At 51.9% G+C, this 22,130-nt stretch carries 19 protein-coding genes and 1 riboswitch; of the genes, 10 read left to right on the top strand and 9 right to left on the bottom strand.

Annotated elements, in window-relative coordinates; genetic code table 11:
• The 4 genes from FKP33_RS12345 to FKP33_RS12330 all read right to left on the bottom strand — a co-directional run.
• Positions 1-705, bottom strand: a 705-nt coding sequence (locus tag FKP33_RS12345; protein ID WP_141335228.1) for a response regulator transcription factor, incomplete at its 3' end; no start/stop codon positions are given.
• Between the two features lie 225 nt (positions 706-930).
• Positions 931-1,680: a LytR/AlgR family response regulator transcription factor gene (locus tag FKP33_RS12340; RefSeq protein WP_127608226.1), complete on the bottom strand. Its 750-nt coding sequence runs from the start codon at positions 1,678-1,680 to the stop codon at positions 931-933.
• A gap of 10 nt (positions 1,681-1,690) precedes the next feature.
• Positions 1,691-3,487: a sensor histidine kinase gene (locus tag FKP33_RS12335; RefSeq protein WP_164751843.1), complete on the bottom strand. Its 1,797-nt coding sequence runs from the start codon at positions 3,485-3,487 to the stop codon at positions 1,691-1,693.
• A 191-nt stretch (positions 3,488-3,678) separates the two neighbouring features.
• Positions 3,679-4,698 (bottom strand): LacI family DNA-binding transcriptional regulator, encoded by a 1,020-nt coding sequence (locus FKP33_RS12330; protein ID WP_258313437.1) that lies wholly within the window; start codon positions 4,696-4,698, stop codon positions 3,679-3,681.
• Positions 4,699-5,068: 370 nt separating this feature from the next.
• Here FKP33_RS12330 and FKP33_RS12325 point away from each other — a divergent pair, with 370 nt between their 5' ends.
• Positions 5,069-5,581 (top strand): acyl-CoA thioesterase, encoded by a 513-nt coding sequence (locus FKP33_RS12325; RefSeq protein WP_054800215.1) that lies wholly within the window; start codon positions 5,069-5,071, stop codon positions 5,579-5,581.
• Positions 5,582-5,681: 100 nt separating this feature from the next.
• Here the strand turns inward: FKP33_RS12325 and FKP33_RS12320 are convergent, their stop codons facing one another.
• The gene (locus FKP33_RS12320; RefSeq protein ID WP_127608224.1) at positions 5,682-5,975 is read right to left on the bottom strand and encodes a DUF3055 domain-containing protein; all 294 of its coding nucleotides are present in this window, start codon (positions 5,973-5,975) and stop codon (positions 5,682-5,684) included.
• Between the two features lie 218 nt (positions 5,976-6,193).
• Between FKP33_RS12320 and ilvD the strand changes: the two genes are divergently transcribed.
• Positions 6,194-7,879 carry a dihydroxy-acid dehydratase gene (gene ilvD, locus FKP33_RS12315; protein WP_127608223.1) on the top strand — a complete coding sequence of 562 codons (1,686 nt, stop codon included), beginning with the start codon at positions 6,194-6,196 and terminating at the stop codon, positions 7,877-7,879.
• 88 nt (positions 7,880-7,967) lie between these two features.
• Here ilvD and FKP33_RS12310 read toward each other — a convergent pair whose 3' ends face one another.
• The gene (locus FKP33_RS12310; RefSeq protein ID WP_244932964.1) at positions 7,968-8,282 is read right to left on the bottom strand and encodes a hypothetical protein; all 315 of its coding nucleotides are present in this window, start codon (positions 8,280-8,282) and stop codon (positions 7,968-7,970) included.
• Between the two features lie 236 nt (positions 8,283-8,518).
• Between FKP33_RS12310 and FKP33_RS12305 the strand changes: the two genes are divergently transcribed.
• Complete coding sequence (locus FKP33_RS12305) at positions 8,519-9,529, top strand: HRDC domain-containing protein (protein WP_141335226.1); 1,011 nt, start codon at positions 8,519-8,521, stop codon at positions 9,527-9,529.
• Positions 9,530-9,596: 67 nt separating this feature from the next.
• On the opposite strand, the gene corA is transcribed toward FKP33_RS12305, so the two are convergent.
• On the bottom strand, positions 9,597-10,532 hold the full coding sequence (corA, locus tag FKP33_RS12300) for a magnesium/cobalt transporter CorA (protein ID WP_127608221.1): 936 nt from the start codon (positions 10,530-10,532) through the stop codon (positions 9,597-9,599).
• A 441-nt stretch (positions 10,533-10,973) separates the two neighbouring features.
• Positions 10,974-11,114: riboswitch (SAM riboswitch) on the top strand.
• A gap of 127 nt (positions 11,115-11,241) precedes the next feature.
• Between corA and metA the strand changes: the two genes are divergently transcribed.
• The 3 genes from metA (at position 11,242) to mqnC (ending at position 14,673) form a co-directional block, all read left to right on the top strand.
• A complete protein-coding gene (gene metA, locus FKP33_RS12295; RefSeq protein WP_054797969.1) occupies positions 11,242-12,168 on the top strand; it encodes a homoserine O-acetyltransferase MetA in 927 nt (308 codons plus the stop codon).
• Entirely contained in the window at positions 12,165-13,364 is a 1,200-nt protein-coding gene (locus FKP33_RS12290; protein ID WP_127608220.1) for an aminotransferase class I/II-fold pyridoxal phosphate-dependent enzyme, read from the top strand. Before metA ends, FKP33_RS12290 begins: the two co-directional genes overlap by 4 nt.
• 169 nt (positions 13,365-13,533) lie before the next feature.
• Positions 13,534-14,673 (top strand): cyclic dehypoxanthinyl futalosine synthase, encoded by a 1,140-nt coding sequence (gene mqnC, locus FKP33_RS12285; RefSeq protein WP_127608219.1) that lies wholly within the window; start codon positions 13,534-13,536, stop codon positions 14,671-14,673.
• A 162-nt stretch (positions 14,674-14,835) separates the two neighbouring features.
• Here mqnC and FKP33_RS12280 read toward each other — a convergent pair whose 3' ends face one another.
• Together FKP33_RS12280 and FKP33_RS12275 are read right to left on the bottom strand one after the other, a co-directional pair.
• Positions 14,836-16,398 carry a L,D-transpeptidase gene (locus FKP33_RS12280; protein WP_141335224.1) on the bottom strand — a complete coding sequence of 521 codons (1,563 nt, stop codon included), beginning with the start codon at positions 16,396-16,398 and terminating at the stop codon, positions 14,836-14,838.
• 117 nt (positions 16,399-16,515) lie between these two features.
• Positions 16,516-17,628 (bottom strand): GGDEF domain-containing protein, encoded by a 1,113-nt coding sequence (locus FKP33_RS12275; RefSeq protein ID WP_141335223.1) that lies wholly within the window; start codon positions 17,626-17,628, stop codon positions 16,516-16,518.
• Positions 17,629-17,757: 129 nt separating this feature from the next.
• On the opposite strand from FKP33_RS12275, the gene ytxC reads away from it, so the two are divergent.
• The 4 genes from ytxC (at position 17,758) to FKP33_RS27155 (ending at position 22,011) form a co-directional block, all read left to right on the top strand.
• Positions 17,758-18,681, top strand: coding sequence for a putative sporulation protein YtxC (gene ytxC / locus FKP33_RS12270; protein ID WP_127608216.1), 924 nt, complete (start codon positions 17,758-17,760; stop codon positions 18,679-18,681).
• 322 nt (positions 18,682-19,003) lie between these two features.
• Positions 19,004-20,941, top strand: coding sequence for a threonine--tRNA ligase (gene thrS / locus FKP33_RS12265; RefSeq protein ID WP_141335221.1), 1,938 nt, complete (start codon positions 19,004-19,006; stop codon positions 20,939-20,941).
• Between the two features lie 167 nt (positions 20,942-21,108).
• Positions 21,109-21,792, top strand: coding sequence for a 3D domain-containing protein (locus FKP33_RS12260; protein ID WP_127608214.1), 684 nt, complete (start codon positions 21,109-21,111; stop codon positions 21,790-21,792).
• A gap of 60 nt (positions 21,793-21,852) precedes the next feature.
• The gene (locus FKP33_RS27155) at positions 21,853-22,011 is read left to right on the top strand and encodes a hypothetical protein (protein ID WP_155614525.1); all 159 of its coding nucleotides are present in this window, start codon (positions 21,853-21,855) and stop codon (positions 22,009-22,011) included.
• The last annotated feature ends 119 nt before the right edge of the window (positions 22,012-22,130 follow it).

Raw genomic sequence — 22,130 nt, 5'->3', positions numbered from 1 at the left:
AATGTCAAACCCGCTTATCTTGTAACCGAAGCCGCGAACCGTGACGATGAAACGGGGGTTATCCGGATCGGGCTCCAGCTTCTTTCGGATATTGCTGATATGCACGAGCAGCGTACGCGTATCTCCGTTGCTGTCGAAGCCCCAAGTCAGCCTGTACAGCTCCTCCAGGGACAGCGCACGCCCGCGCATCCGGATCATATGATACAGGATATCGTACTCTTTCGTTGACAAAGGCACGGGGCTTCCGTCGACCCATACGGTCCGGTGCAAGAAATCGATCTTGAGCCTTCCGAGGGTCATCGTTTCCGGTGCTTCCTTGATTCGTCCGAGGATGTCGCTGCGGCGCAGATGAGCCTTCACGCGGGCGACCAGCTGTTCCGGGCTGAACGGCTTCGTGATGTAATCGTCGGCGCCTGAGCTGAGGCCGCGAATAACAGCGCTGTCATCGCCGTTATAGCTCATCAGAAGAATCGGAGCTTGATAACGGGCCTGGTTTCGTAATTGGCGCATAACCTCTAACCCATCCATTCCCGGCATCGCCATATCGAGCAGCACAAGGTCCGGACGATGCTGCTCAACCTTCTGGATCGCTTCCACACCGCTTGCTGCCTTAACGACGCGGTATCCGTCACGTTTCAAATATTTTTCCACTAATTCGGCGACTTCGTTTTCATCATCTACGATTAATACCAGCTTGTCGGTCATATTGTTCAGTCTCCCTTATTAGCCGCTGATGAAAAGTATTGCTGTAATTATAAAATATTCTTTAGGATTTACGAATCAAGATGACGTCAAGTGGTTGTATTTTTATGTTCATCGGTAAAAAAAATGTCGAAAAATATCGAATTGTTTCAAGCCAATCTTCTTGAAGAAGAGCGCTGCAATATAAAAGCCCCTGCCGTCAACCAAGACGCAGGGGACGTTTCAAATCTATTCATGACGATACAACCGTTCAAATTCTTTCCGTTTACGCCGCGACAGATCGATCTCGATGTCGTCCGGGAACAGCTTGATCTTATAGGTGCCGAAAAACAGATCGCTCGCATGGATCGATTTCACGAAATTCAGATTAACCAGGTTCGAAGGGTTCGGACAAAAAATTTGCTTCGAGCACTGGCTTAAAATCTCGGTAAGCGGCGTAGTCGTTTCGACGACTTCCCCTCCCTCGATGTAAAGGAACGCTTTCCGTTCGCCCTTCGATTTTTGTGCGTAAATGAGTTTATGTTCATTGATAAAGACGGTCTTGTAGCTCGCTTTAACCTCAAGAATGCGGGAATTCGGAGCAGGCATATAAGTAAGAGCTTTTTCAAAAGCGGTTCTTGCCTTCTCCACTGCCGCCGATAAATGCTCGAATGTGACCGGCTTCGTGACAAAACTGATGCAATCCAGCTCGTATCCGGCTATGACCAAGCTGTAATCCTGCGTCCCGGATACCATGATCAGGTAAGGGGCCAGTCCTTGTTCGAGCAGCCTTTTGTAAGCGGTGATACCGTCCATCATATGAAGCCCGATGTCCAGAAACACGAGATCCGGCTTGTATTTTAAGCAATCGTCAAGAAACCAGGTGCCCGACGCCGTCGAGCTTACGACCTTCAAGCCTAATCGTCCGGCGTACATCTCCAGCTTCTTCCGGTCCAGCTCCTGATCCTCGGCGATCGCGACCGTTAAGACTCTAGACATTGTTCATCCCTCACCCGATTGGAATCGAAACATGAAATTCGATTTGCTTGTCCCGGGCATCGACGCTGATCGTACCCCGGTGCTTGTGGATTAAATTTTGCGTGATGGCGAGCCCTAATCCGGCGTGATTCTGACCCGTTTTGGTCGTGAAGCCGGCTCTGAAGAGGGACGCTTGCTCTTCTTCGGTTAATGCGTTTCTCATCGGGTTGATCACGGTAAAGTGGAAGTGCTTGCCATCCAGCCATCCTCTGCACTCTACATGCCGAAGCTCCGCATCGAGCTCCATCACTTCGTCGTAAGCGTTGTCGATCAAGTTCCCGATGATCCGAACGAGGTCCATCGATTTCGCCCCGGTCATGATACGCTCCATGCTCGTAATGTTATGGATCAGTTGAATTTTTTTGTTCATCGCAGTGACCATCTTGGCTTGTATGATGGCTGCGATCTCCGGCTGCCCGATCCGGATAAGGTCGTTCAACCCCCCGATATCTTCCACTAACGTTTTCGTGTATTGGTGAAGCTCTTCGTATTTCTCCAATTCGACGAACGAATGAATGACATTGACATGATTCAGGAAATCGTGCCGCTGGCCCCGTATGTTCAAGAACATCCGGTTGACTTCTTCGGCGTACGTTTCCGACGTTTCCTTGACCGCTTTGTCCCTGGAGTTGCTAACCAAGCGAATGATCACGAATAAAATGGCGATGCTGAGCAGCGTCAAACCTGCGAAAATGATCATCAGCGTCTTAAACTGGCTGCTGAGCTGGGCGTCCAGCTTGTCCATGTCCGATACGAGATTCAAGACGTAATATTGGTTTTTGGTCACTTCGGCGCTTTTTTTCGCATATTGCTTGTACAAGAGGTCCGGATCCGGAATCGGCGTCGCTTCGTCCAGCAGCTGGCTTTGGACCGGAATAAACGTTTTTTGAATATGTTTTCCGTTATAGGTTGTTTGGTAGGATACGGTCGCACCCGTTTGGATCGCGGTTTGGATGAAGCGCGCGTCTTTTTCGGTATGTTTGATCTCGTAGCTTCCGAAGAAGACCGGACGGTGAACTAATGGATCGAGGGTTTCCCCTTTTTCGGTAATGAACGTCTTCTCGTGCCCGAACGTGGCCGGGTTGATGCCCGTCACCTCAAGCAGGAACGGATACGTTTGGAGCGTTCGTTCGATAATAGCCTGCGTCCCCGTGAGTTCTTGATATCTTCGCCATGCCGTGTCGTCGACATAAGGATCCAGCATGTAATTGGTCGTGCCGTCGTAATAATACCCCCATTTAGATATTCGTTTGATGTCGGCGCTCGCGATCTCATAAGGACCCGACCAATAATTGGGCAGCTTTTGTCCCCAGTCCATGGTAACGTCCCGATTGTCGAACAATTCCTGAAAAGCTTTGTACCAGTTGCCCCAGCCTTTCGTGCTGAGGCCTACCTCGTCCGCATTGGACGATTTATACAGCACGATGTTGTCGGGCGTCCGTTTGAGCAGCGTCAATCCTTGCAGCTGCAGCCGGTCCCGCAGCGCGACGAGCTGGTCGGTCGTCACTTCCTCGACATCGGCCGGCAGCGCTTGTTGGGCGGCGATGGACGCCAGACGCAATTTTTCGCCGATCATGTCTTCATATAATTTGGAGCCGATGCGCGATTGTTCGACGGAAGATTGGATTTGATGCGCGATCGATTCGATTTCCCGATTATGGTTCGATTCCAGCGAGTTCCGGGTGAGAACGAAAAAAATGACGGAATTGGCTGCTATAATTAAGCAAACCGCAATGCAAATCGATAACAGCCTTACTCTTTGAGACAAGATGAGAACTCCCTCCGGTGTCTGACAGTCTGGCTCCATTATACCGCAACAGCTGTCGTTTAGACACGACTTTAGTTGGATCCGTACAGGAAAGAACCGTAGTGAAGAAGGGGATGGGCAAAGCCGCCCGATCAAAGCTCCTTGAAGATTGATGTACAGGAAGAAATTACCTGGAGAAAAGAAGACGCCGCTTAGTTTGCCCTACAGGATGAGCGGATGATCATTTCCGGCTCGACGAGCACCGAAGTCGACTCCATTTGATTGTTCATCAGATCGAACAGCATCAAGGCGGAGAGCAGGCCGATTTTTTCGTGGTCCTGGCGGACGGTGGTGAGCGGTGGTGTCGTATATTTACAGGCGTCGATATCGTCGCAGCCGATAATGGCGATGTCGCCCGGCACATCAAGGCCGCGTTCCTGGATTGCGCGAATCGCGCCGATTGCGAGCAGATCCGAAGCGGCAAATACGGCCGTTGGCAGCTTCTCCTGTTCAAGCAGCTGCTGCATCAGCTGGTAGCCGCTTTTCTCGTGGAAGTCGACTCCGTTGACGATCCAATTCGGATTGATCGAAAGGCCGAAGCTGGTTAACGCCTGTTTGAACGATTCTTCTCGAATGTGGGAAATTTCCGATTTGACCGAGGAGCCGATGAAGCCGATGTCACGGTAGCCGTTCAAATAAAAGTGCTCGACGACTTTACGCGACACCTTGGTATTGTCGGTCATGATGTAACCCGAGTTTTGGCCGGAAAGCGACAGGTCGACGCCGATACAGGGAATGTCGCTGCGGTCCAGCTCGTGCACGAAGGGCTCGATATCGTCGCCGGCGAAAATTACGCAGCCGTCAATGTTGAAATATCGACATCGGGATAAGTAATCTTCGCGGGTATGAAGCAGCTTCTCGTTGGAGAAGAACAGCAGATCGTAACCGAACAACCCGATGCGCTTCTTAAAGGTGCTGAGGACGTGGAGGAAAAATGGATGGTTCATCTCGAGGTTCATTTCGCCGGCGAATATAACGCCCACCAGATTCGATTTGCTTTTGCTTAAACTTCGCGCGCTGAAGGATGGCGTATAACCGTTCGCTTCCATAATCTCCAGCACTTTTTTCTTCGTTTCATCGCTGACGTCGTTATAGTTGTTCATAATTTTTGAAACGGTCGATACGGAAACGCCGGCCAGCTCCGCAATCGTTTTGATCGTTAGCTTCTTCACGATGAAGGTTCCTCCCAACAGCTTCCTCCGCACGAAAGACGAATCGCGGCAGGTTGACGAAAATTTTCGTTAAACTTATTGTATACAGCAAGAAAAGCTTCGTCAATGATGGGCTAATAATCGCAGTTAAAAGAAGATCATTTGCGGAATTTTGAGCGAATATTTATTGGCGAAACCGGTATCGGAAGCTCGGTTGTTCCCATCCTTCAGAAAATGTTTACTAAGCTTATGGCCCCTAAGCGCCGCCTTGCTTTCAGAAGCGTTTCACGAACGTTGGGAAGCGGCGTGCTCCGCCTCATTGGTAAATCTATCCCTTACAGGTATAATAAAACGAAAAACAGGTTATAGCCTGCAAAGGGGAGCTTCTGCGATGGAACAAAGATATGTGAAAGAAACGCGCTGTTACAAGACGAACCGGGTATTCCCTACAGACGTCAACAATCATAACACCTTATTCGGCGGCAAGCTGATGGCTTATATCGACGATATCGCCTCGATTGCCGCATACAAGCATTGCCGGCGCAGCGTGGTGACGGCGTCCACCGACTCGGTCGATTTTCTGACCCCGATCCGTCCGACCGATTCGGTCTGTTTCGAGTCGTTCGTCACTTACACAGGCACCAGTTCGATAGAAGTGTTCGTGAAGGTAATTAAGGAAGATTTGCGCACGGGAGAGCGCGATATCGCCGCTACCTCGTTCCTGACTTTCGTCGCACTGGATGAAAATAACCGGCCGGTAGCCGTTCCGAAGGTGATCCCGCAAACAGCGGAGGAAATCCGGCTGAATGAAACCGCGGTTCAACGTGCGGAGATGCGTAAGCAGCGCAGAGAGCAAAGCAAGAAGTTTGCGGACGTGCTGACGACGCAATTTGCCTGGGAGTAAAGCGGGGGCGCTTGATGAAGCGAGAAGCCAAGCTTTCCGGCCATCAAACAAAGAAGCCGAATCGGTTCTGCAGATGCAGGCCGGTCCGGCTTCTTGGCGATTAAATATCGGTGAAGTTAATAGGCCCTACGATGGCGGACAGAAACTCGGTCAGTTCAGCGGCTTCTTCCTCGTTGATTTTAAACACGTGCTCAAGGTATCCTTCTTCTTCCAGGTCGTCGGGACCGATGACCGCCGTACGGCCGATTTGCAAATCCGTAACCAGCTTCTTGCCGTAAAACCGGTTGGTGCTTGTAATTGCAAGGTCGAATCGGCGCAAGGACTCTCCCACAAAGCAGACAAATCTCGTTTTCGTCTCTTCCGTCCCGTCGTATAAATAATCGAATTCCATCACTCGAACATCCTCCGCTTCCTCATTTGGCGTGCGTCTCAAGGCATTATACCAGATTTCCCCGTTCAGCGGCAAAAATAGTCGAATTTGGCGCCATCCTGCGGAATTTCGGCCAACCTCTTCATTTTCATTTATCTCGAAACATGGTACAATCGAAAGAAGTGCATATCTTAAATTATAATAGACGATTTATTCGATAGAAACGGAGGCTTTCAACTAAGATGTCCAAAGCTAAAATGAGAAGCGACATGATTAAAAAGGGCTTCGACCGTGCTCCGCACCGCAGTTTGCTGCGCGCCGCCGGCGTTAAAGAGGAAGATTTCGACAAGCCGTTCATCGCGGTGTGCAACTCTTACATCGATATCGTACCGGGTCACGTCCACCTGCAGGAATTCGGGAAAATTGTCAAAGAGGCGATTCGCGAAGCCGGCGGCGTACCGTTCGAGTTCAATACAATCGGCGTCGACGACGGCATTGCCATGGGTCATATCGGGATGCGTTACTCGCTGCCAAGCCGCGAAATTATCGCCGATTCGTTGGAGACTGTCGTATCGGCCCACTGGTTCGACGGGATGGTTTGTATTCCGAACTGCGACAAAATTACGCCTGGCATGATGATGGGCGCGCTGCGCGTCAACATCCCGACGGTGTTCGTCAGCGGCGGACCGATGAAAGCGGGCAAAACAAGCGACGGCCGTTCCATCTCGCTGTCTTCCGTCTTTGAAGGCGTAGGCGCTTACCAAGCCGGCAAGATCGACGAGAAAGGCCTTCAGGAGCTGGAGCAATACGGCTGTCCGACATGCGGATCCTGTTCCGGTATGTTCACGGCCAACTCGATGAACTGCCTGGCCGAAGGTCTGGGGCTGGCGCTTCCGGGCAACGGTACGATTCTCGCGGTTGCTCCGGAGCGTAAAGAGTTCGTGAAACGTTCCGCGAAGCAATTGATGGAACTGATCCAAAAGGACATCAAGCCTCGCGACATCGTAACCATCGAAGCGATCGACAATGCGTTCGCGCTCGATATGGCGATGGGCGGTTCGACCAATACGGTGCTGCATACGCTTGCTTTGGCGCACGAAGCGGGCATCGAATATCCGATCGAACGCATCAACGAAGTGGCGAAGCGCGTACCGCATCTTGCGAAAATCGCACCGGCTTCCGATTACCACATCGAAGACGTGCACAATGCGGGCGGCGTAAGCGCGATTCTGAACGAACTGTTGAAAAAGCCGGGCGCTATCGACGGGTCGCGAATCACGGTCACGGGTAAGACGCTGGCGGAGAATGTGGCGGGTCATGAAATTTTGAACAAGGACGTGATTCGTCCGCTCGACAATCCGCACTCCGAGCAAGGCGGTTTGGCCGTATTGTTCGGGAACCTGGCGCCTAACGGCTCCATCATTAAAGTCGGTGCAGTCGATAAGTCCGTCGGCGGTTATCACAAAGGACCTGCGATTTGCTTCGACTCCCAGGAAGCGGCGCTCGAAGGCATTGCGAACGGCAAAGTGAAAGAGGGCCACGTCGTCGTCATTCGTTACGAAGGACCGAAGGGCGGGCCGGGCATGCCGGAAATGCTCGCTCCGACATCGCAAATCGTGGGGATGGGTCTCGGCGCGAAAGTCGGTCTGATTACCGACGGCCGATTCTCGGGCGCATCCCGCGGAATCAGCATCGGGCACATCTCGCCGGAAGCGGCGGAGGGCGGTCCGATCGCGTTCGTCGAGGATGGAGACATCATTGAGCTCGATTTGATCAACCGTACCATCGAGCTGCAAATCAGCGATGAAGAGATGGAGCGGCGCCGTGCGAACTGGAAAGGCTTCGAGCCAAAAGTAAAAACCGGTTACCTGGCGCGTTACTCCAAGCTCGTGACTTCGGCCAGCACCGGCGGCGTCATGAAAGTGTAAGCTGCTGTACAACAAGACATGAACGTTTCGCTCGGGGTCGTTGACGGCCCCGGCGGAACGTTTTTTTTGTAAATCGGGCCCGGGTTCGCTATTCTTCGACTTGATCGTCCCCGGTCGAATCATGGGTAGGATGAGCGCCCGGATATCCGCGTGAGACACCGGCATGAAGCTCGCGGTTTTCGTACGTAAACCGGTTTTGCGGACGCTGGTCTGCCCGCCACGGCGAACTCTTGCCTAAGGATTCTTGCAGGAGACTGCTGCCGTAAGGACCCTCCGGAAATTCCTCCGCCGTCAAGTCGTTCCGCTGCGACTCGACTGTTTTCAGATCGGTGTATTTGCGGTGCGGCGCTTCGTCGATAAAACCTTTCTGGCTTTCGTTTCGGGTTACGTCGTTATCGTTCATGGCGATGATCTCCTTTACAGGCCATTATGTAAGAAATAAAACCTTCACCACCATTGTGTCCGTTCCAGGTCGAGCTTATCCGGCAGCTAACGTGTCAAGCTTGTCAATTAGGGAATGTTATGATAATATAGAAGTAATTTCAAACGTTCAAAATTGAGGAAGCACCTCTCATTCCCATCGGGAAGAGGGTGCTTTTTTTGCGTTTGAGTAAAAAAAATCGACGGAGGGTGCAGAAGATGAATCTGATATTCCTGAACAGTTTGGAGAAGGCAGGCAAAGAAGGAAACGTACGGACGGCACAGGTCACGATCGGCGAGCAGCAAGGGATCTGGCATATCATGTGGACGGAGGTGCAGGAGGACGGGCGTAAGACGCAGGAGTCGTGGTATGAAGGGCTGCACTGGGAGGAAATGCTGGCCGTCTTCCGGGAGCGGGTTTTCGCTAAACAGTGCGAAGGTTTTAAACCGCTGCTCGACATACGGATAAGCGAGCTTGCGGATATGGACGATCGAACGGCTTACACCCAACTTTTGCATTATTACAGTGAACAGCATGCAGAAGAGCCGCTGTACGAAGCGCTGCGTCAATGGCGGTTCAAACAAGCGGCAAGTGACGGCAAGGCGCCTTTCATCATAGCGACGAACCGTTTGCTTAAGATGATCGCCGCTTTCTTGCCGCATACGGAGGATGAGCTGCGCCAACTGCCGGGAATGGGCAAAGCGAAGGCGGAGCGGTATGGAAAAGATATTCTGGCTATTACGATCCAGCAAGAACGCGTAACTTCGTTCCCCCTGGCCTGGGTTCAGGAGCATGTGAATCCGGCCGAGTTCAACACATGGCTGCTCCAAGAGAAGGAGCGGCGGCGCAAAGCGGAAGCGGATAAGCTGGAGAACAAGCGGGTGCTGCTTGAAGCCATTTCGCGCGGCGAAATGCTGGATGAGCTGCAGGAGAAAATTCGTGTGCAGCGTAAGGAGCTGCTAGGTTGGATCGAGGAGCTGGATCGGGACGGATACGATCTGGCGCCGTATATTGAGCAGGTGCTGGAGCAGGTTCCGGCTGTGGAACGGGAGCTCGCTTGGCAGGCGTTCGAGCAGCAGGGCGATCGTTATTTGAAGCCCATTCTGCAGAAGGTTTATGCGCAGGACAGCCTCTCGGCTAAAGAGGCGGAGCGCATCTACGAGTGGCTTCGCCTGCTTAGGCTGAAATTCCGGCGCACGGAAAGGCCCAAGCAAGGGGAGGCAAGTTAAAACATTATCGGGGGGGAGTTGAAACACAACGAGAACCCGGTTGGAAAACAAAAAAGACTGGGCTCTCTTAGAGCCAGTCTTTTTTGCGGAAAAGGAAGAACATGGATAATCCGACAACGACCATCAATAGAATGGTAATGAAACCGCCCATTTCGGAATGCAGTCCCGGCAGTTTCTCAAAATTCATTCCATAAATGCCGGTGATAAACGTCAGCGGCATGAAGATCGTCGTTATCGCCGTAAACACGCGCATGATCTCATTGGCCCTGCTGGCGATGCTCGATTGATAAGCCTCTCGCAAGTTTCCCATCAATTCCCGGAACGTATCGAACGTCTCCGAAATTTTGACGGCGTTCTCGTAGATGTCGCCGAAATATTTGCGCAGCGGCTCGCTGATCAGCTTCAAGTCTTTTTTATTGAGGGTGTTCAAAACTTCCTTTTGCGGAACGAGCACCTTCTTCAACCACAAAATTTCGCTACGCAGCCCGATAATTTCGTTCAAATGCGATTTCTTCGTATGCATCAGAATGTCTTCTTCCAGCTTCTCGATCTTCGCTTCGATCCGGTCCCCGACATTCGTATAATTATCAACGATCAAGTCGATTAGATGGTATAAGAATTGGTCCGGCGCCGTGACTTCCTCTTCCCACAATACGGGCTTTAAGGCGCGGATTTCATTAATTTTTTGCCGAGTAATTGTAATAATATAATGTTTACTCAAGAAGATGTTAAGGGCGCGCAGGAAAATTTCTTCGTCATCGAACCGAATGCTGTTAACCACGATAAAATAATGCGTATCGTACAGCTCGATCTTCGGCCGCTGTTCTTCCTCGGTCAGTACATCCTCTACGGCCAATTCATGTAAATGGAATAAGGGCTGAAGTAATTCCAAATCCTCAGGCTCAGCATCGATCCAATAAAATCCGTGCTGAGGCGGTACAACGGTCTGGGTAATATCGTCTACAATAGTAAAAACGCCGTCCTGAACTAAGCGTGCCTTCATCGGTTCCACCCCTTTGTGTTGATCGAGAGGAACACGCGGCCGCTGCGGTTCAAGCAGCATGACTCACGATGACGCCGCACGTAACGCGTCACACGGGGGTTGAGCTATGATAACGAACGGGTACAGACGGCCGGGTTCCAAACGAAGTATTCAATTGTGTTAAACGCGGGGATCTACTCCTCGGGTCTCCGTCCATTCGGTTGCTACACCCCTTTTTTGGCATGAGTTTGTCGAATACTTGTCTAGTATACCCCTACATAATTGAGAATACAATCATTTTGTTATAGAAAAACTCCGCCTGGGATAGCTTATGTAATGAACCTTCACATGGTGTGGGCGCAGCGTTTTTTGGTTTTGACGCCTAAGGTACCGCTTGACGCTTCGGACATTTTCGATTACATTAATAATATCCAAAACGAACTGAATAGATTCGGTTTCACACTCTTATCAAGAGCAGGTGGAGGGACTAGCCCGATGATACCCGGCAACCGACATGAATTTGCTTCGGCGAAGACATGCACGGTGCTAAATCTTGCGGAAGGTTGTGTGCTTAAGTTGCGCATAATTTCTGAGAGATGAGAGAGGACGATGTACTTATACAAAGGCCTTTCTCGTGCGCGCGAAGAAGGCTTTTTCCTGTTGTCCGGAAAACTTCGGCGGCGCGGGGTGCGAGAAACTTGGAATCCAACGATGAAAAGGAGTGAATTCGATGCCTCTCAAAATTCCGGATCATTTGCCGGCCAAAGAAGTGCTCATTCAAGAGAACATCTTCGTTATGGATGAAACGGTGGCTTTTCACCAGGACATTCGGCCGCTGCGGATCGCCATATTAAACTTAATGCCTACCAAAGAAACGACCGAAACCCAGCTGCTCCGGCTGATCGGCAATACGCCGCTGCAGGTCGAATTCGTTCTGCTGCATCCGAAGACGCATACGTCCAAGAACACGTCGGCCGAACATTTGGAGCAGTTCTATAAAACGTTTGACGATGTGAAGAACGAACGGATGGACGGCATGATCATTACCGGCGCACCCGTTGAAACGATGGAATTCGAAGATGTGAATTATTGGGATGAATTGAAAGAAATTATGGCATGGAGCAAAACTCACGTCACCTCGACGCTTCATATATGTTGGGCCGCCCAAGCCGGACTGTATTACCATTACGGCGTGCCCAAATACGGGCTTCCGGAAAAAATATTCGGCGTGTTCCCGCACACGGTCTCCAAGCCGAACGTGAAGCTGCTTCGCGGCTTCGACGAGGAATTTTGGGCGCCGCAATCGCGCCACACGGAAGTGCGCCGCGAAGACATCGAACGGGTGCCGCAGCTTGAAATTTTATCGGAGTCCGAAGAGGCCGGCGTGTATATCGTGGCAACGCAAGACGGCAAGCACATTTTCGTAACCGGTCATTCGGAATATGATGCTTGTACGCTGAAGCTTGAGTACGACCGCGATGTGAACAAAGGCATGGATATCGCCATCCCGAAGCATTACTACCCCGGAGACGATCCGACCAAACAGCCGCGTAATACATGGCGCGCGCATGCGAACCTGCTGTTCTCGAATTGGTTAAACTACTACGTATACCAGGAAACGCCGTACGATTTGTACAAGGGGGATTATGTCATATGAGTTCCAATGACAACAAAGAATTGAGAATTGAAAGCCGCTTGGCGCAAATCGGATCCCAGGAAGAGCCGGTAACGGGAGCGGTCAGCTTCCCGATCTACCAAGCGACGGCGTTCCGCCATCCGAAGCTCGGGCAAAGCACGGGCTTCGACTACGCCCGTACGAAAAGCCCGACGCGTAAAGTGTTGGAGGAAGCGATTGCCGAGCTGGAATCCGGGGACGCCGGTTTCGCCTGCAGCTCGGGGATGGCCGCTCTGCAAACGATCTTCGCGTTGTTCGGACAAGGCGATCACTTGATCGTCTCGCTCGATCTGTACGGAGGCACCTACCGTTTGCTGGAGAAGATCATGTCCCGATTCGGCGTGAGCGCTACATACGTCGATACGAACGACATGGATGCCTTGGAATCGCATGCGAAGCCGAATACGAAGGCGATTTTGATCGAAACGCCGACAAACCCGCTGATGATGATCACAGACCTCGAGAAAGTGTGTGGATGGGCGAGAAAGAAAGGCATCCTGTCCATCGTCGACAATACGCTGCTGACTCCGTTCTTCCAGCGGCCGATCGAGCTGGGAGCGGACATCGTCATTCATAGCGCCACCAAATATTTAGGCGGTCATAACGATGTGCTCGCCGGTCTGATCGTCACGAAAGGCAAGGAGCTTTCCGAGCAAATGGCGTTCCTGCACAACTCCATGGGCGCCGTGCTGGGGGCGCAGGACAGCTGGCTGCTGATGCGCGGCATGAAAACGCTCGCGATCCGGATGGAGCGTCACCAAGCCAACGCGACGAAGATCGCCGAGTATTTGCAAGCTCATCCGGACGTCGAAGCAGTGTACTACCCGGCGCTGCCTTCGCATCCGGGCCACGAGATTCAAGCCAAGCAATCCTCGGGCAATACCGGCATTTTTTCTTTCAAAATGAAAGACGCCCGTTATATCGAGCCGATTTTGCGCCATATCAAGCTGATCGCTTTCGCTGAAAGCCTTGGCGGCGTCGAATCGCTGATGACGTACCCGGCCGTCCAGACGCATGCTGATATTCCCGAAGACATTCGCCGCAGGATCGGTGTCGACGAGAAGCTGCTGCGATATTCCGTAGGGATCGAGCATGCGGACGATCTGATCGCGGACTTGTCGCGTGCGATCGACCTCGCGAAGCAAGAAATCGAAAGCGGAGTGCCGCTGCACGGATAACATCCCAAGCAAGAGAAAATCAATCAGCAGCGGCGTGTACATATCGCCTGCACGACCGGGCCGTCAGCTCCTTTGCGAGTTGGCGGCTTTTCTGTGAACACGGAGCGGGGCATATAGCCGTAGGGAAGCTTTTTGTGGTACGATGGAAGACATAAAGGAGATGAGAGCGATGAGTTCCGTCGATCGGATATTGGAGCAAGCGCTGGCCGGCCATCGGATTAGCGCGGAAGATTGCGTCACGTTATACGAATCAGATCAAATCGAGAAAATGGGACACGTTGCGAATCAGATCATGCTGCGGCATCATCCGGAGCCGATTACGACCTTCGTCATCGGACGCAATGTGAACTATACGAATATTTGCGATGTCTATTGCCGTTTTTGCGCCTTTTATCGGGCTCCGGGCTCGAAGGAAGGGTATGTGCTTCCGGATGAAACGATTTTCCAGAAAATCCAGGAAACGATAGACGTAGGCGGTACCGAGATTTTGATGCAGGGCGGTACGAATCCGGATCTGCCGTTCAGCTATTATACAAATTTACTGCGCGAGATTAAAACAAGGTTCCCGAACATTACGATGCACTCCTTCTCGCCGGCAGAAATCATGAAGATGAAAGAGGTTTCCGAAGGCTTATCTCTGGAAGAAGTCGTCCGTGCGCTGCACGAAGCCGGACTCGATTCGCTGCCGGGCGGAGGCGCGGAAATTTTGGACGACCGGACCCGTCGGAAAATCAGCCGTCAAAAGGGGTCTTGGACCGATTGGATGGAAGTCATGAAGACGGCGCATCGCATTGGGATGAATACGACGGCTACGATGGTGATCGGCTTTGGCGAGACGAATGAAGAGCGGGCGCTGCATCTGCTGCGCGTTCGTGAAGCTCAAGACGCTTGCATCGCGGCGGGCTACCCTTCGGAAGGGTTCCTTGCGTTCATCTCGTGGACGTTCCAGCCGGACAACACGAATTTGAAAGCCGAGAAGCTCGGGGCCGACGCTTATTTGAAGAATGTGGCCATCAGCCGCATCATGCTCGATAATATCAAAAACTTCCAGTCGTCCTGGGTCACGATGGGGCCGGAGGTCGGCAAGCTGTCGCTGCATTACGGCTGTAACGATTTCGGTTCGACGATGATCGAGGAGAACGTCGTTTCCGCCGCAGGCACGACGCATAAAGTGACCATCTCCTCCACGCTGGACCTGATCCGTCAGGCTGGCAAAATCCCGGCGCAGCGCAACACGCGTTACGAGATTTTGCGCACATTCGACGATGCGTCCGTGAAGGTCGAGAACGACTTTATTATGCAGAACTAAACAATAGCTGAAATCGATTGGCTGCCTTATTGGCGTATAGTATAAAGCGCCTGGCAAAAGAAATAGCGGAACTGTGATTTCTTATTGGCTTCCTTGTCAGCATGTAGACTGATAAGGAAGCTAACAGCGAATCATAGTTCCGCTTTTTGATCTTTTCATCCTTCAGCCCAGCCAATGGAAAAGAATGCCTATTGCGGTTTCAACCGGCTTCAGCGGGCCGCTTTGCGACCGTGCACCAAGCAGCAGCGCCTCTGTAAGCGCTGGTGTAGGAGCCGTAGAGTCTGCTGCGACGGCAGGCGCAGGAGCCCAAGCGTCCGCCGCGGCGACGTCCGCGCTTGCTGTGCCGCCAGGCTCTGCCGGCACAATCACAACCTGCGCCCCGCGCGGGGTCAGCGGATAAAGCGAAGCCATCTCTTCGTTGCTCAGGCGGATGCATCCGAGCGAGACGCTGCGGCCGATCGAAGATACGTCCGTGGTGCCGTGAATGGCAATGCTGCCGAGGCTGAGCGCTGCGGCGCCGTATACGCCGGGGGAACGTCCTTCGGGCTCGATAACGCGGTTGCCAACCGTGAATGAGCCCGTCGGCGTAGGCGTGCTGTCCGAACCGAGACCGATGCGGTACCGTGCGATCGGCCTATCGCCGGTTCGCAGCTCCAGCGAATGCTGCGCGGCTTCGACGACCAGCTGTACGGGCGTATACGGAATCGGCTCGTCTCCTGGTTCCGTGTTCGGGTAAAACATGCGCTCCGCATCCGCCGCTTCACGGTCGTAAACCCAGCCGCCCGATCCATTAAAAAAGGTTCGGACCAAGGCCGAACCGGATTGACCTTCCGCGGGAAGGAAGCTCATATAATTGTTGGGGTAATCTTGCAGCAGATCGTCAAGCCGGGGCGGTGCGGTGCCGTGCTCCGATATATAAGCGTTCAGTGCTGTGCGGACAATATTCGCTCCGATCGCTGTCAATTCCGGATGAACAAACCGGATTTTCACCGCTTGATCGATCGCCGGATTGTACTCTGCAACGACGAAAGCTTGCCGCTTCCAATCATCATTCGTCAGAGGCACCGCTTTCTGCTCCGCACCGGCTGCCGAGGAGGCGATTCCATAGATGACAATATGCGCGTTAGGGTAGGCTTCAGCAAGCTTTATAGCTTTTTGATGAAGCGCATCCTCGACTTTACGGTTCGGCTCGCCGTGCGGGAAGTGCAGGAGAAACGGCTTCTCGACGCTCTCATAGGTGACCGATTTTCCAACGGTGAAGGGTGATAACACGGTGACGGCTTTGGATATCGCGGACGGTGCAAAAAAAATGAACAGCAATGCGATGTTGATCATGAACAACGTCATAACGAGAACCTTGAGGAATAAAGGAAAGGCCCGTTCCGCCCGCTGCTCCGGAGTTGGTCCGGCGATCGTTCCCGAAGCTGTAGCTGCACCCGCTGCCGCGTTCTGTTCCAGACGGCGAATGGCTCCGGACGCTTGATAATAATAAGGGGAGGGATAGACCTTCATCGATTGTTTGTAGTGGTAGAGCGCTTTCGATTTCAGTCCTTTTTGATCAAAATGCTGCCCTAACCGGTAATGGGCTTCAGGTGAATGCGGATCGAGGTAGCGGATCACCTTCTCGTGATATTTGGGATCATGGCGGTTGACATACAAGTTTTTATGCAGGTGTACCAATTGTTGTGCCGCGGGAGACGGAAATCGGCCTTGCGACTGCTTCATGACGAACCTCCTTCGACGAGAAGTTATACCGTGAAACAAATTGTATCATGAATCATAGAAATGCTCAAATAAAATACATTATGTATCATATAAATCAAAAAAAGACCCCTGCATCCATCACGATGTTAGGGTCATCGGCTCATCTTGATAAATCTCCAGGCGATTGCGTCCTTTGTGTTTGGCCCGATACAGAGCGGTATCCGCTTTGCCGAACAACTCTTCCTTCGCGCACCCTCTTCGAAACTCGTAAAGCCCGATGCTGATCGTCACTTGATTGCCGTTCAGCTCTTCGTGGCGAACCGCAGCGATGTGGTGGCGAATTCGCTCCAATTGACTTATGGTATCCGTTACATCGGTTTCTGTAAACAGGATGGCGAATTCTTCGCCGCCGTAACGCGCAGGAAAGTCATTGGGAGATACCGAGCGCTGCAAGATGCCGGCGACCTTGCTTAAGACGGCGTCTCCTGCCCGATGCCCGTAGGTATCGTTTACTTTCTTGAAGTGGTCGATGTCGAGGAGCGCCAACTGAAACGATAGCTCGCTTTGTTCGCCTTGGCGGATCAGCACCTCTAAATACTCGTGGAACGACATATGATTGTATAAGCCGGTAAGCGCATCGGTTTTTGCCTGCTTATCCATCATTATATTTTTGACAAGCAAGTCTTGTTCGGAGGCAAGAGTGGAGCGTAAATCTTTGAGCAAATCGGTGCCGCGGCTCATAATTTCCAGTCCGACGAAAGCGCCGATCAATAAAATTAACGTCATCGCAAAAGCGTCGAGCCACCCGTACTGCGTCGTCTGACGAAGCAGCAGCGCATACAGGCCATAGTATGTAAATAAACTGACGCAAAAAGCAAAAATGACTTTGCGCCTTTGGAAATAAAAGACGGAAGTCAATATCGGCAGAAACAGTGTCGTAAGCGTCGGGCTGACCAAAGGAAAAGCGGAAATCAGGTTCGCGGAGAGGAGGGCGCCGCCCAAAATAATGATGTAGTCGCTCCATTGCTTCGACAGGCCGTATGCCGCTTCAACGACTAAAAGCCCGATACAAGTCCACAGCGCATGCAGACCGACACGAGCGACTGTAAAATCGATAGCATTCGTAAAGCGACCGAACCAGGCAATGATAACCGTGGCTGCAATGGACAATACAGCCATTCCCCAATAACCGTTCAAGATCCTCCGGTTCCAACGCGGTAATTTCACATGATTAACCACATCGAAAACCATAAGGCTTCACTCCATAATTCTGTGTAAATCTCATATATTACTATACCACGGACGCTTGTTATTTGTATATATGAGACTCAGGGGCCATATACTTTAAAGGAAAGCAACGGCCCGAAAGGAGTGGATGGCATGAAGCTGTTAACGGTGTTTGCATCGAAGCGCACGGAACTGCAGGCGGATCTCCTCAGCCGCGTATTGACGCGTTCCGGCGACCTGCTACATAACGAAAACAAAATCCATATGACCTTGGAACGGCGGCAAGGGTTGAGCGCGATTGAAATCTCAGGGCGGCTCCCGGCTTTTGAGTTAAAGAAGGATGGGAAACGCGTTTATGCCGAGACGGCTCAGGCGCTGGCGGAATACATTATTGGCGAAGAAGAGCCCCTGCTGCTTCGCAAACTGATACGGGACGAATATCATTACAAGCAAGAGCAAGAATTGGACCAAATTCTAAGCTATTGCGAGCAGTTGCTGGGTTCCAGAAGCGAGAACGATCCGGAGAAAAGGGCGCCTTTCCTGCGGCGCAAAGCGTTGATCGCTTCGGAAATCGCGGATTATATTCAGGAGCAAACCGAACTGCATTTGGACGGATTTATTCGCTTTCGTCTGCAGGCTTATAAGCAAGAGCTGCACGATATCGTCGAATATGCGGTCGATGAATATGTGATGGACCGGCAGTATCAGGAATTCATTTCATTGCTGCAATATTTTGTCTATATACAGGAAGCGAAGATTCCATTCGTACACTTGATTCATAAAGGCGGCAGTGAATTCATGCTGCTGAATGACCGGATGGAAAAGATCGACACGGACGATCCGGAGACCGTCGTGACGGTAGAGCTGCTGGAGAAGGATATGAACTTCGAAGACATGATCGTCAGCACGCTGATCACCGTATCTCCGCAGAAAATCTATATCCACACACGCGAGCCGGAAACGCAGGTGATCAAGACGATTTCGCAAATTTTCGAAAATCGGGTGGAGCTGTGCGGGTATTGCCGGTTATGCCAAAACCTTGACCATTCGACCGCCGCTGAATATAATAAAGGCTAAGGCAACGATCAAAGACATGAATGGTTGAAGCGCCGCCCAGAGAGAGGGAACCCGGCTGAAAGTCCCTTCGGAACGATTTCGTCCATTTACCCCTTTGTAGCCGTGAGATGGAACGGCGTCAGGTCAGGCGTCCAGTATATGTCACCGGGTCATTCCCGTTACCGAATGCTGGAGGATCCGCAAAGCGAAGCAGGAACGGTTTCAATACCGAGCTGCCCAAAGCGTCTGAGCGGATTGAATTAGGGTGGAACCACGAGCTAAGCGCACTCGTCCCTTTCGGGAGGAATGCGCTTATTTTTATTGGATATGGAGGATGAACAAGATGGCAGTTAAGGTAACTTTTCCGGACGGAGCGGTTCGGGAGTATGAGAGCGGCATTACGGTAGAAGAAGTGGCGGCTTCCATCAGCAGCGGGCTGAAAAAGAATGCGGTCATCGGCAAAGTGAACGGAAAGCCGGTCGATTTAAATACGGCAATCGAAGAAGATGCGGCGCTTGAAATCGTTACGCTCGACAGCGAGGCCGGGATCGAGGTGTACCGTCACAGCACGGCGCACCTGATGGCCCAGGCGATCAAACGGATTTACGGCGACAAAGCCGTGAAGCTGGGCATCGGTCCGGTCATCGAAGACGGATTTTACTACGATATCGATATGGAGACTTCCTTAACTCCGGACGATTTGACCAAAATCGAGAAAGAAATGGAACGCATCGTGCAGGAGAACTTGCCGATCCGCCGTCGCGTCGTCAGTCGTCAGGAAGCGATCGCCATTTTTAGCGAGCTTGAGGATCCGTTGAAGCTGGAGTTAATTCGCGATTTGCCGGAAGATTCCGTCATTACGATTTACGATCAAGGCGAGTTTTTTGACTTGTGCCGCGGGCCGCATTTGCCTTCGACCGGCCGTATCAAAGCGTTCAAGCTGCTTAGCGTGGCCGGCGCTTACTGGCGCGGCGACTCCAAGAACAAAATGCTGCAGCGCATCTACGGAACGGCTTTCCCTAAGAAGGCTGAGCTTGACGAGCATCTGCATCTCTTGGAAGAAGCGAAGAAGCGCGATCACCGGAAACTGGGCAAGGAGCTGAATATTTTTACGTTCAGCAACGAGGTCGGACAAGGCTTGCCGCTTTGGCTGCCGCATGGTTCCAAAATTCGCCGCACGATGGAACGTTACATCGTCGATTTGGAGGAGCGCCTCGGCTACCAGCACGTCTATACGCCGGTTCTCGCCAACGTTGAGCTATATAAGACAAGCGGACACTGGGATCACTACTCGGAAGATATGTTCCCCAAAATGGTGATGGACAACGAGGAGCTCGTGCTTCGTCCGATGAACTGTCCGCACCATATGATGGTATACAAAGCCGAAATGCGCAGCTACCGCGATCTGCCGGTCCGAATTGCCGAGCTCGGCACGATGCACCGTTACGAAATGTCAGGCGCTTTAACAGGGCTCCATCGGGTGCGCGCCATGACGCTTAACGATGCGCACATTTTCTGCCGTCCGGATCAAATCAAGGAAGAGTTCGCGCGCGTCGTCAACCTGATTCGTCACGTGTACGAAGACTTCGGGATTAAGGATTACCGTTTCCGCTTATCCTACCGCGATCCGAAGGATACGGAGAAATATTTCCCGAACGACGAAATGTGGGAAATGTCCCAGCGTATGCTGCGGGAAGTCGTGGAAGAGCTCGGGTTGCCGTTCTTTGAAGCCGAGGGCGAGGCGGCCTTCTACGGACCGAAGCTCGATGTCCAGATCAAAACCGCACTCAAGAAGGAAGAGACGCTCTCTACCGCGCAGCTCGATTTCCTGCTGCCGGAACGCTTCCAGCTCGAATATGTAGGTACAGACGGTCAAAAGCATCGTCCGGTCGTGATTCACCGCGGCATCATCTCCACGATGGAGCGTATGACCGCCTTCTTGCTGGAGAACTTTGCCGGCGCATTGCCGACTTGGCTGAGCCCGGTGCAGGCGAAAGTTCTGCCGGTTTCCGGCAACTTTGACGCTTACGCCAAAGAGGTGCAAGAGAAGCTGCAATTGGCCGGCGTGCGTGTGGAGGCCGATCTGCGCAATGAGAAGCTCGGCTATAAAATTCGCGAGGCGCAGCTTGAGAAAATTCCTTACATGCTCGTTGTCGGCGAGAATGAAGTGCAAGCTGGCGGAGCATCCGTCCGTAAACGCGGCCAAGGGGACTTGGGCGCGCAAAGTCTGGATCAAGTCATCGCGATGATCCAAGAAGACATCCGCACCAAACAGGTTTAACTTCTATCGGCGCTGAAGCCAGCCCCGGCAAGCCTCATCCTTAGGGATGAGGCTTTTTTGCGTTTTGACGTTAGTCCCGGCCTCCTAGCGATATTTGGAAGAGTAGCGTATAGAACCTCCCCGCAATGGACAGCCTTTTATATTAAGGGGAGGTTTTAAAAAAACTTATGTTACCTAGAACCGCAAGCCATGCAAAATGGATTTGTTTCATCGCGTTGATGCTGTCCGTATTGATATGGTTTGAAAATAAGCGACAGCCGTCCGTCTTACCTGAAAGCGGACAATCGACGCGAGTCGAAGCCATTACGGCTTCCGCGCCGAATGTTCTTGCTTCATCCAAAACGACGACGGTTACCCATTCCCAGCCAGAGAGCAAGCTTGTAACGGCCGCTAATAACGCCGAGGCCCGTGCGGCAAGCCGACAACAAAACTACAAGCTGTTTCCGCATCAACGGCAGGATCTTACGAAACTGACGGCCGTTCAAGTAACGGCGACGGGCTATTACGCAGGTAGAGAATCGACCGGCAAAAACCCGGGCCATCCCGAGTACGGTGTAACCTATTCCGGGCTCAAGGTGACGCGGGATCACACCTCTTTTTCTACGATTGCCGCCGATCCGCATGTATTTCCGTTAGGTACGGTGCTGTACATTCCTGGTTACGGCTACGGCGTCGTCGCCGATACCGGCAGCGCCATTAAAGGGAAGCGAATTGACTTGTATTTCGAGACCAAAGATCAAGTGTACAAAGAATGGGGCAAGAAAACATTGAATGTATTTGTCGTCAAAAAAGGCGGCGGCAAAATTACCGAAGCGCTATGGAACCAGCTCAAGGAAGAGCTGCTGCTATAAGTTTCCATCATAACCCACCTCCTTTCGGACCATACTATGGTTGTCAGGGAGGTGATAGCGATGGCCACCAACAAACAAAACAACAAAATTCAAAACCAAAACCAAAAGTACAACGCTGAGTTTTCCGAAGAAGTAGGGGCTGAAGCAGGGTCTGCTGCTGCTGAGAACAACGCGAAGAATGCCGTGCAAAACCGAAAAGCAAATGAATCCCAAAAATAAAGCAAGTATACTTCATACAACAACGGAGACTTGGACGCTTAACGTCCAGGTCTCTTTTTTAGTGTTTGCCTGTTTTCGCTTATGTTAAATTTAATGTTTTCAAAGGCTGTATTTTAGTG

Source organism: Paenibacillus sp. tmac-D7 (assembly GCF_006519665.1).
GTDB lineage: Bacteria > Bacillota > Bacilli > Paenibacillales > NBRC-103111 > Paenibacillus_G > Paenibacillus_G validus.
Note: the sequence above shows the minus strand (reverse complement) of the source record. Positions and strands in the feature narration are given on the sequence as shown.

Coding starts and splice junctions, on each gene's coding strand:
- FKP33_RS12305 (WP_141335226.1), top strand. CDS start 8,519: ATGAATCTGATATTCCTGAACAGTTTGGAGAAGGCAGGCAAAGAAGGA.
- ilvD (WP_127608223.1), top strand. CDS start 6,194: ATGTCCAAAGCTAAAATGAGAAGCGACATGATTAAAAAGGGCTTCGAC.
- FKP33_RS12310 (WP_244932964.1), bottom strand. CDS start 8,282: ATGAACGATAACGACGTAACCCGAAACGAAAGCCAGAAAGGTTTTATC.
- mqnC (WP_127608219.1), top strand. CDS start 13,534: ATGAGTTCCGTCGATCGGATATTGGAGCAAGCGCTGGCCGGCCATCGG.
- FKP33_RS12275 (WP_141335223.1), bottom strand. CDS start 17,628: ATGGTTTTCGATGTGGTTAATCATGTGAAATTACCGCGTTGGAACCGG.
- corA (WP_127608221.1), bottom strand. CDS start 10,532: ATGAAGGCACGCTTAGTTCAGGACGGCGTTTTTACTATTGTAGACGAT.
- thrS (WP_141335221.1), top strand. CDS start 19,004: ATGGCAGTTAAGGTAACTTTTCCGGACGGAGCGGTTCGGGAGTATGAG.
- FKP33_RS12260 (WP_127608214.1), top strand. CDS start 21,109: ATGTTACCTAGAACCGCAAGCCATGCAAAATGGATTTGTTTCATCGCG.
- FKP33_RS27155 (WP_155614525.1), top strand. CDS start 21,853: ATGGCCACCAACAAACAAAACAACAAAATTCAAAACCAAAACCAAAAG.
- metA (WP_054797969.1), top strand. CDS start 11,242: ATGCCTCTCAAAATTCCGGATCATTTGCCGGCCAAAGAAGTGCTCATT.
- FKP33_RS12290 (WP_127608220.1), top strand. CDS start 12,165: ATGAGTTCCAATGACAACAAAGAATTGAGAATTGAAAGCCGCTTGGCG.
- FKP33_RS12325 (WP_054800215.1), top strand. CDS start 5,069: ATGGAACAAAGATATGTGAAAGAAACGCGCTGTTACAAGACGAACCGG.
- FKP33_RS12280 (WP_141335224.1), bottom strand. CDS start 16,398: ATGAAGCAGTCGCAAGGCCGATTTCCGTCTCCCGCGGCACAACAATTG.
- FKP33_RS12340 (WP_127608226.1), bottom strand. CDS start 1,680: ATGTCTAGAGTCTTAACGGTCGCGATCGCCGAGGATCAGGAGCTGGAC.
- ytxC (WP_127608216.1), top strand. CDS start 17,758: ATGAAGCTGTTAACGGTGTTTGCATCGAAGCGCACGGAACTGCAGGCG.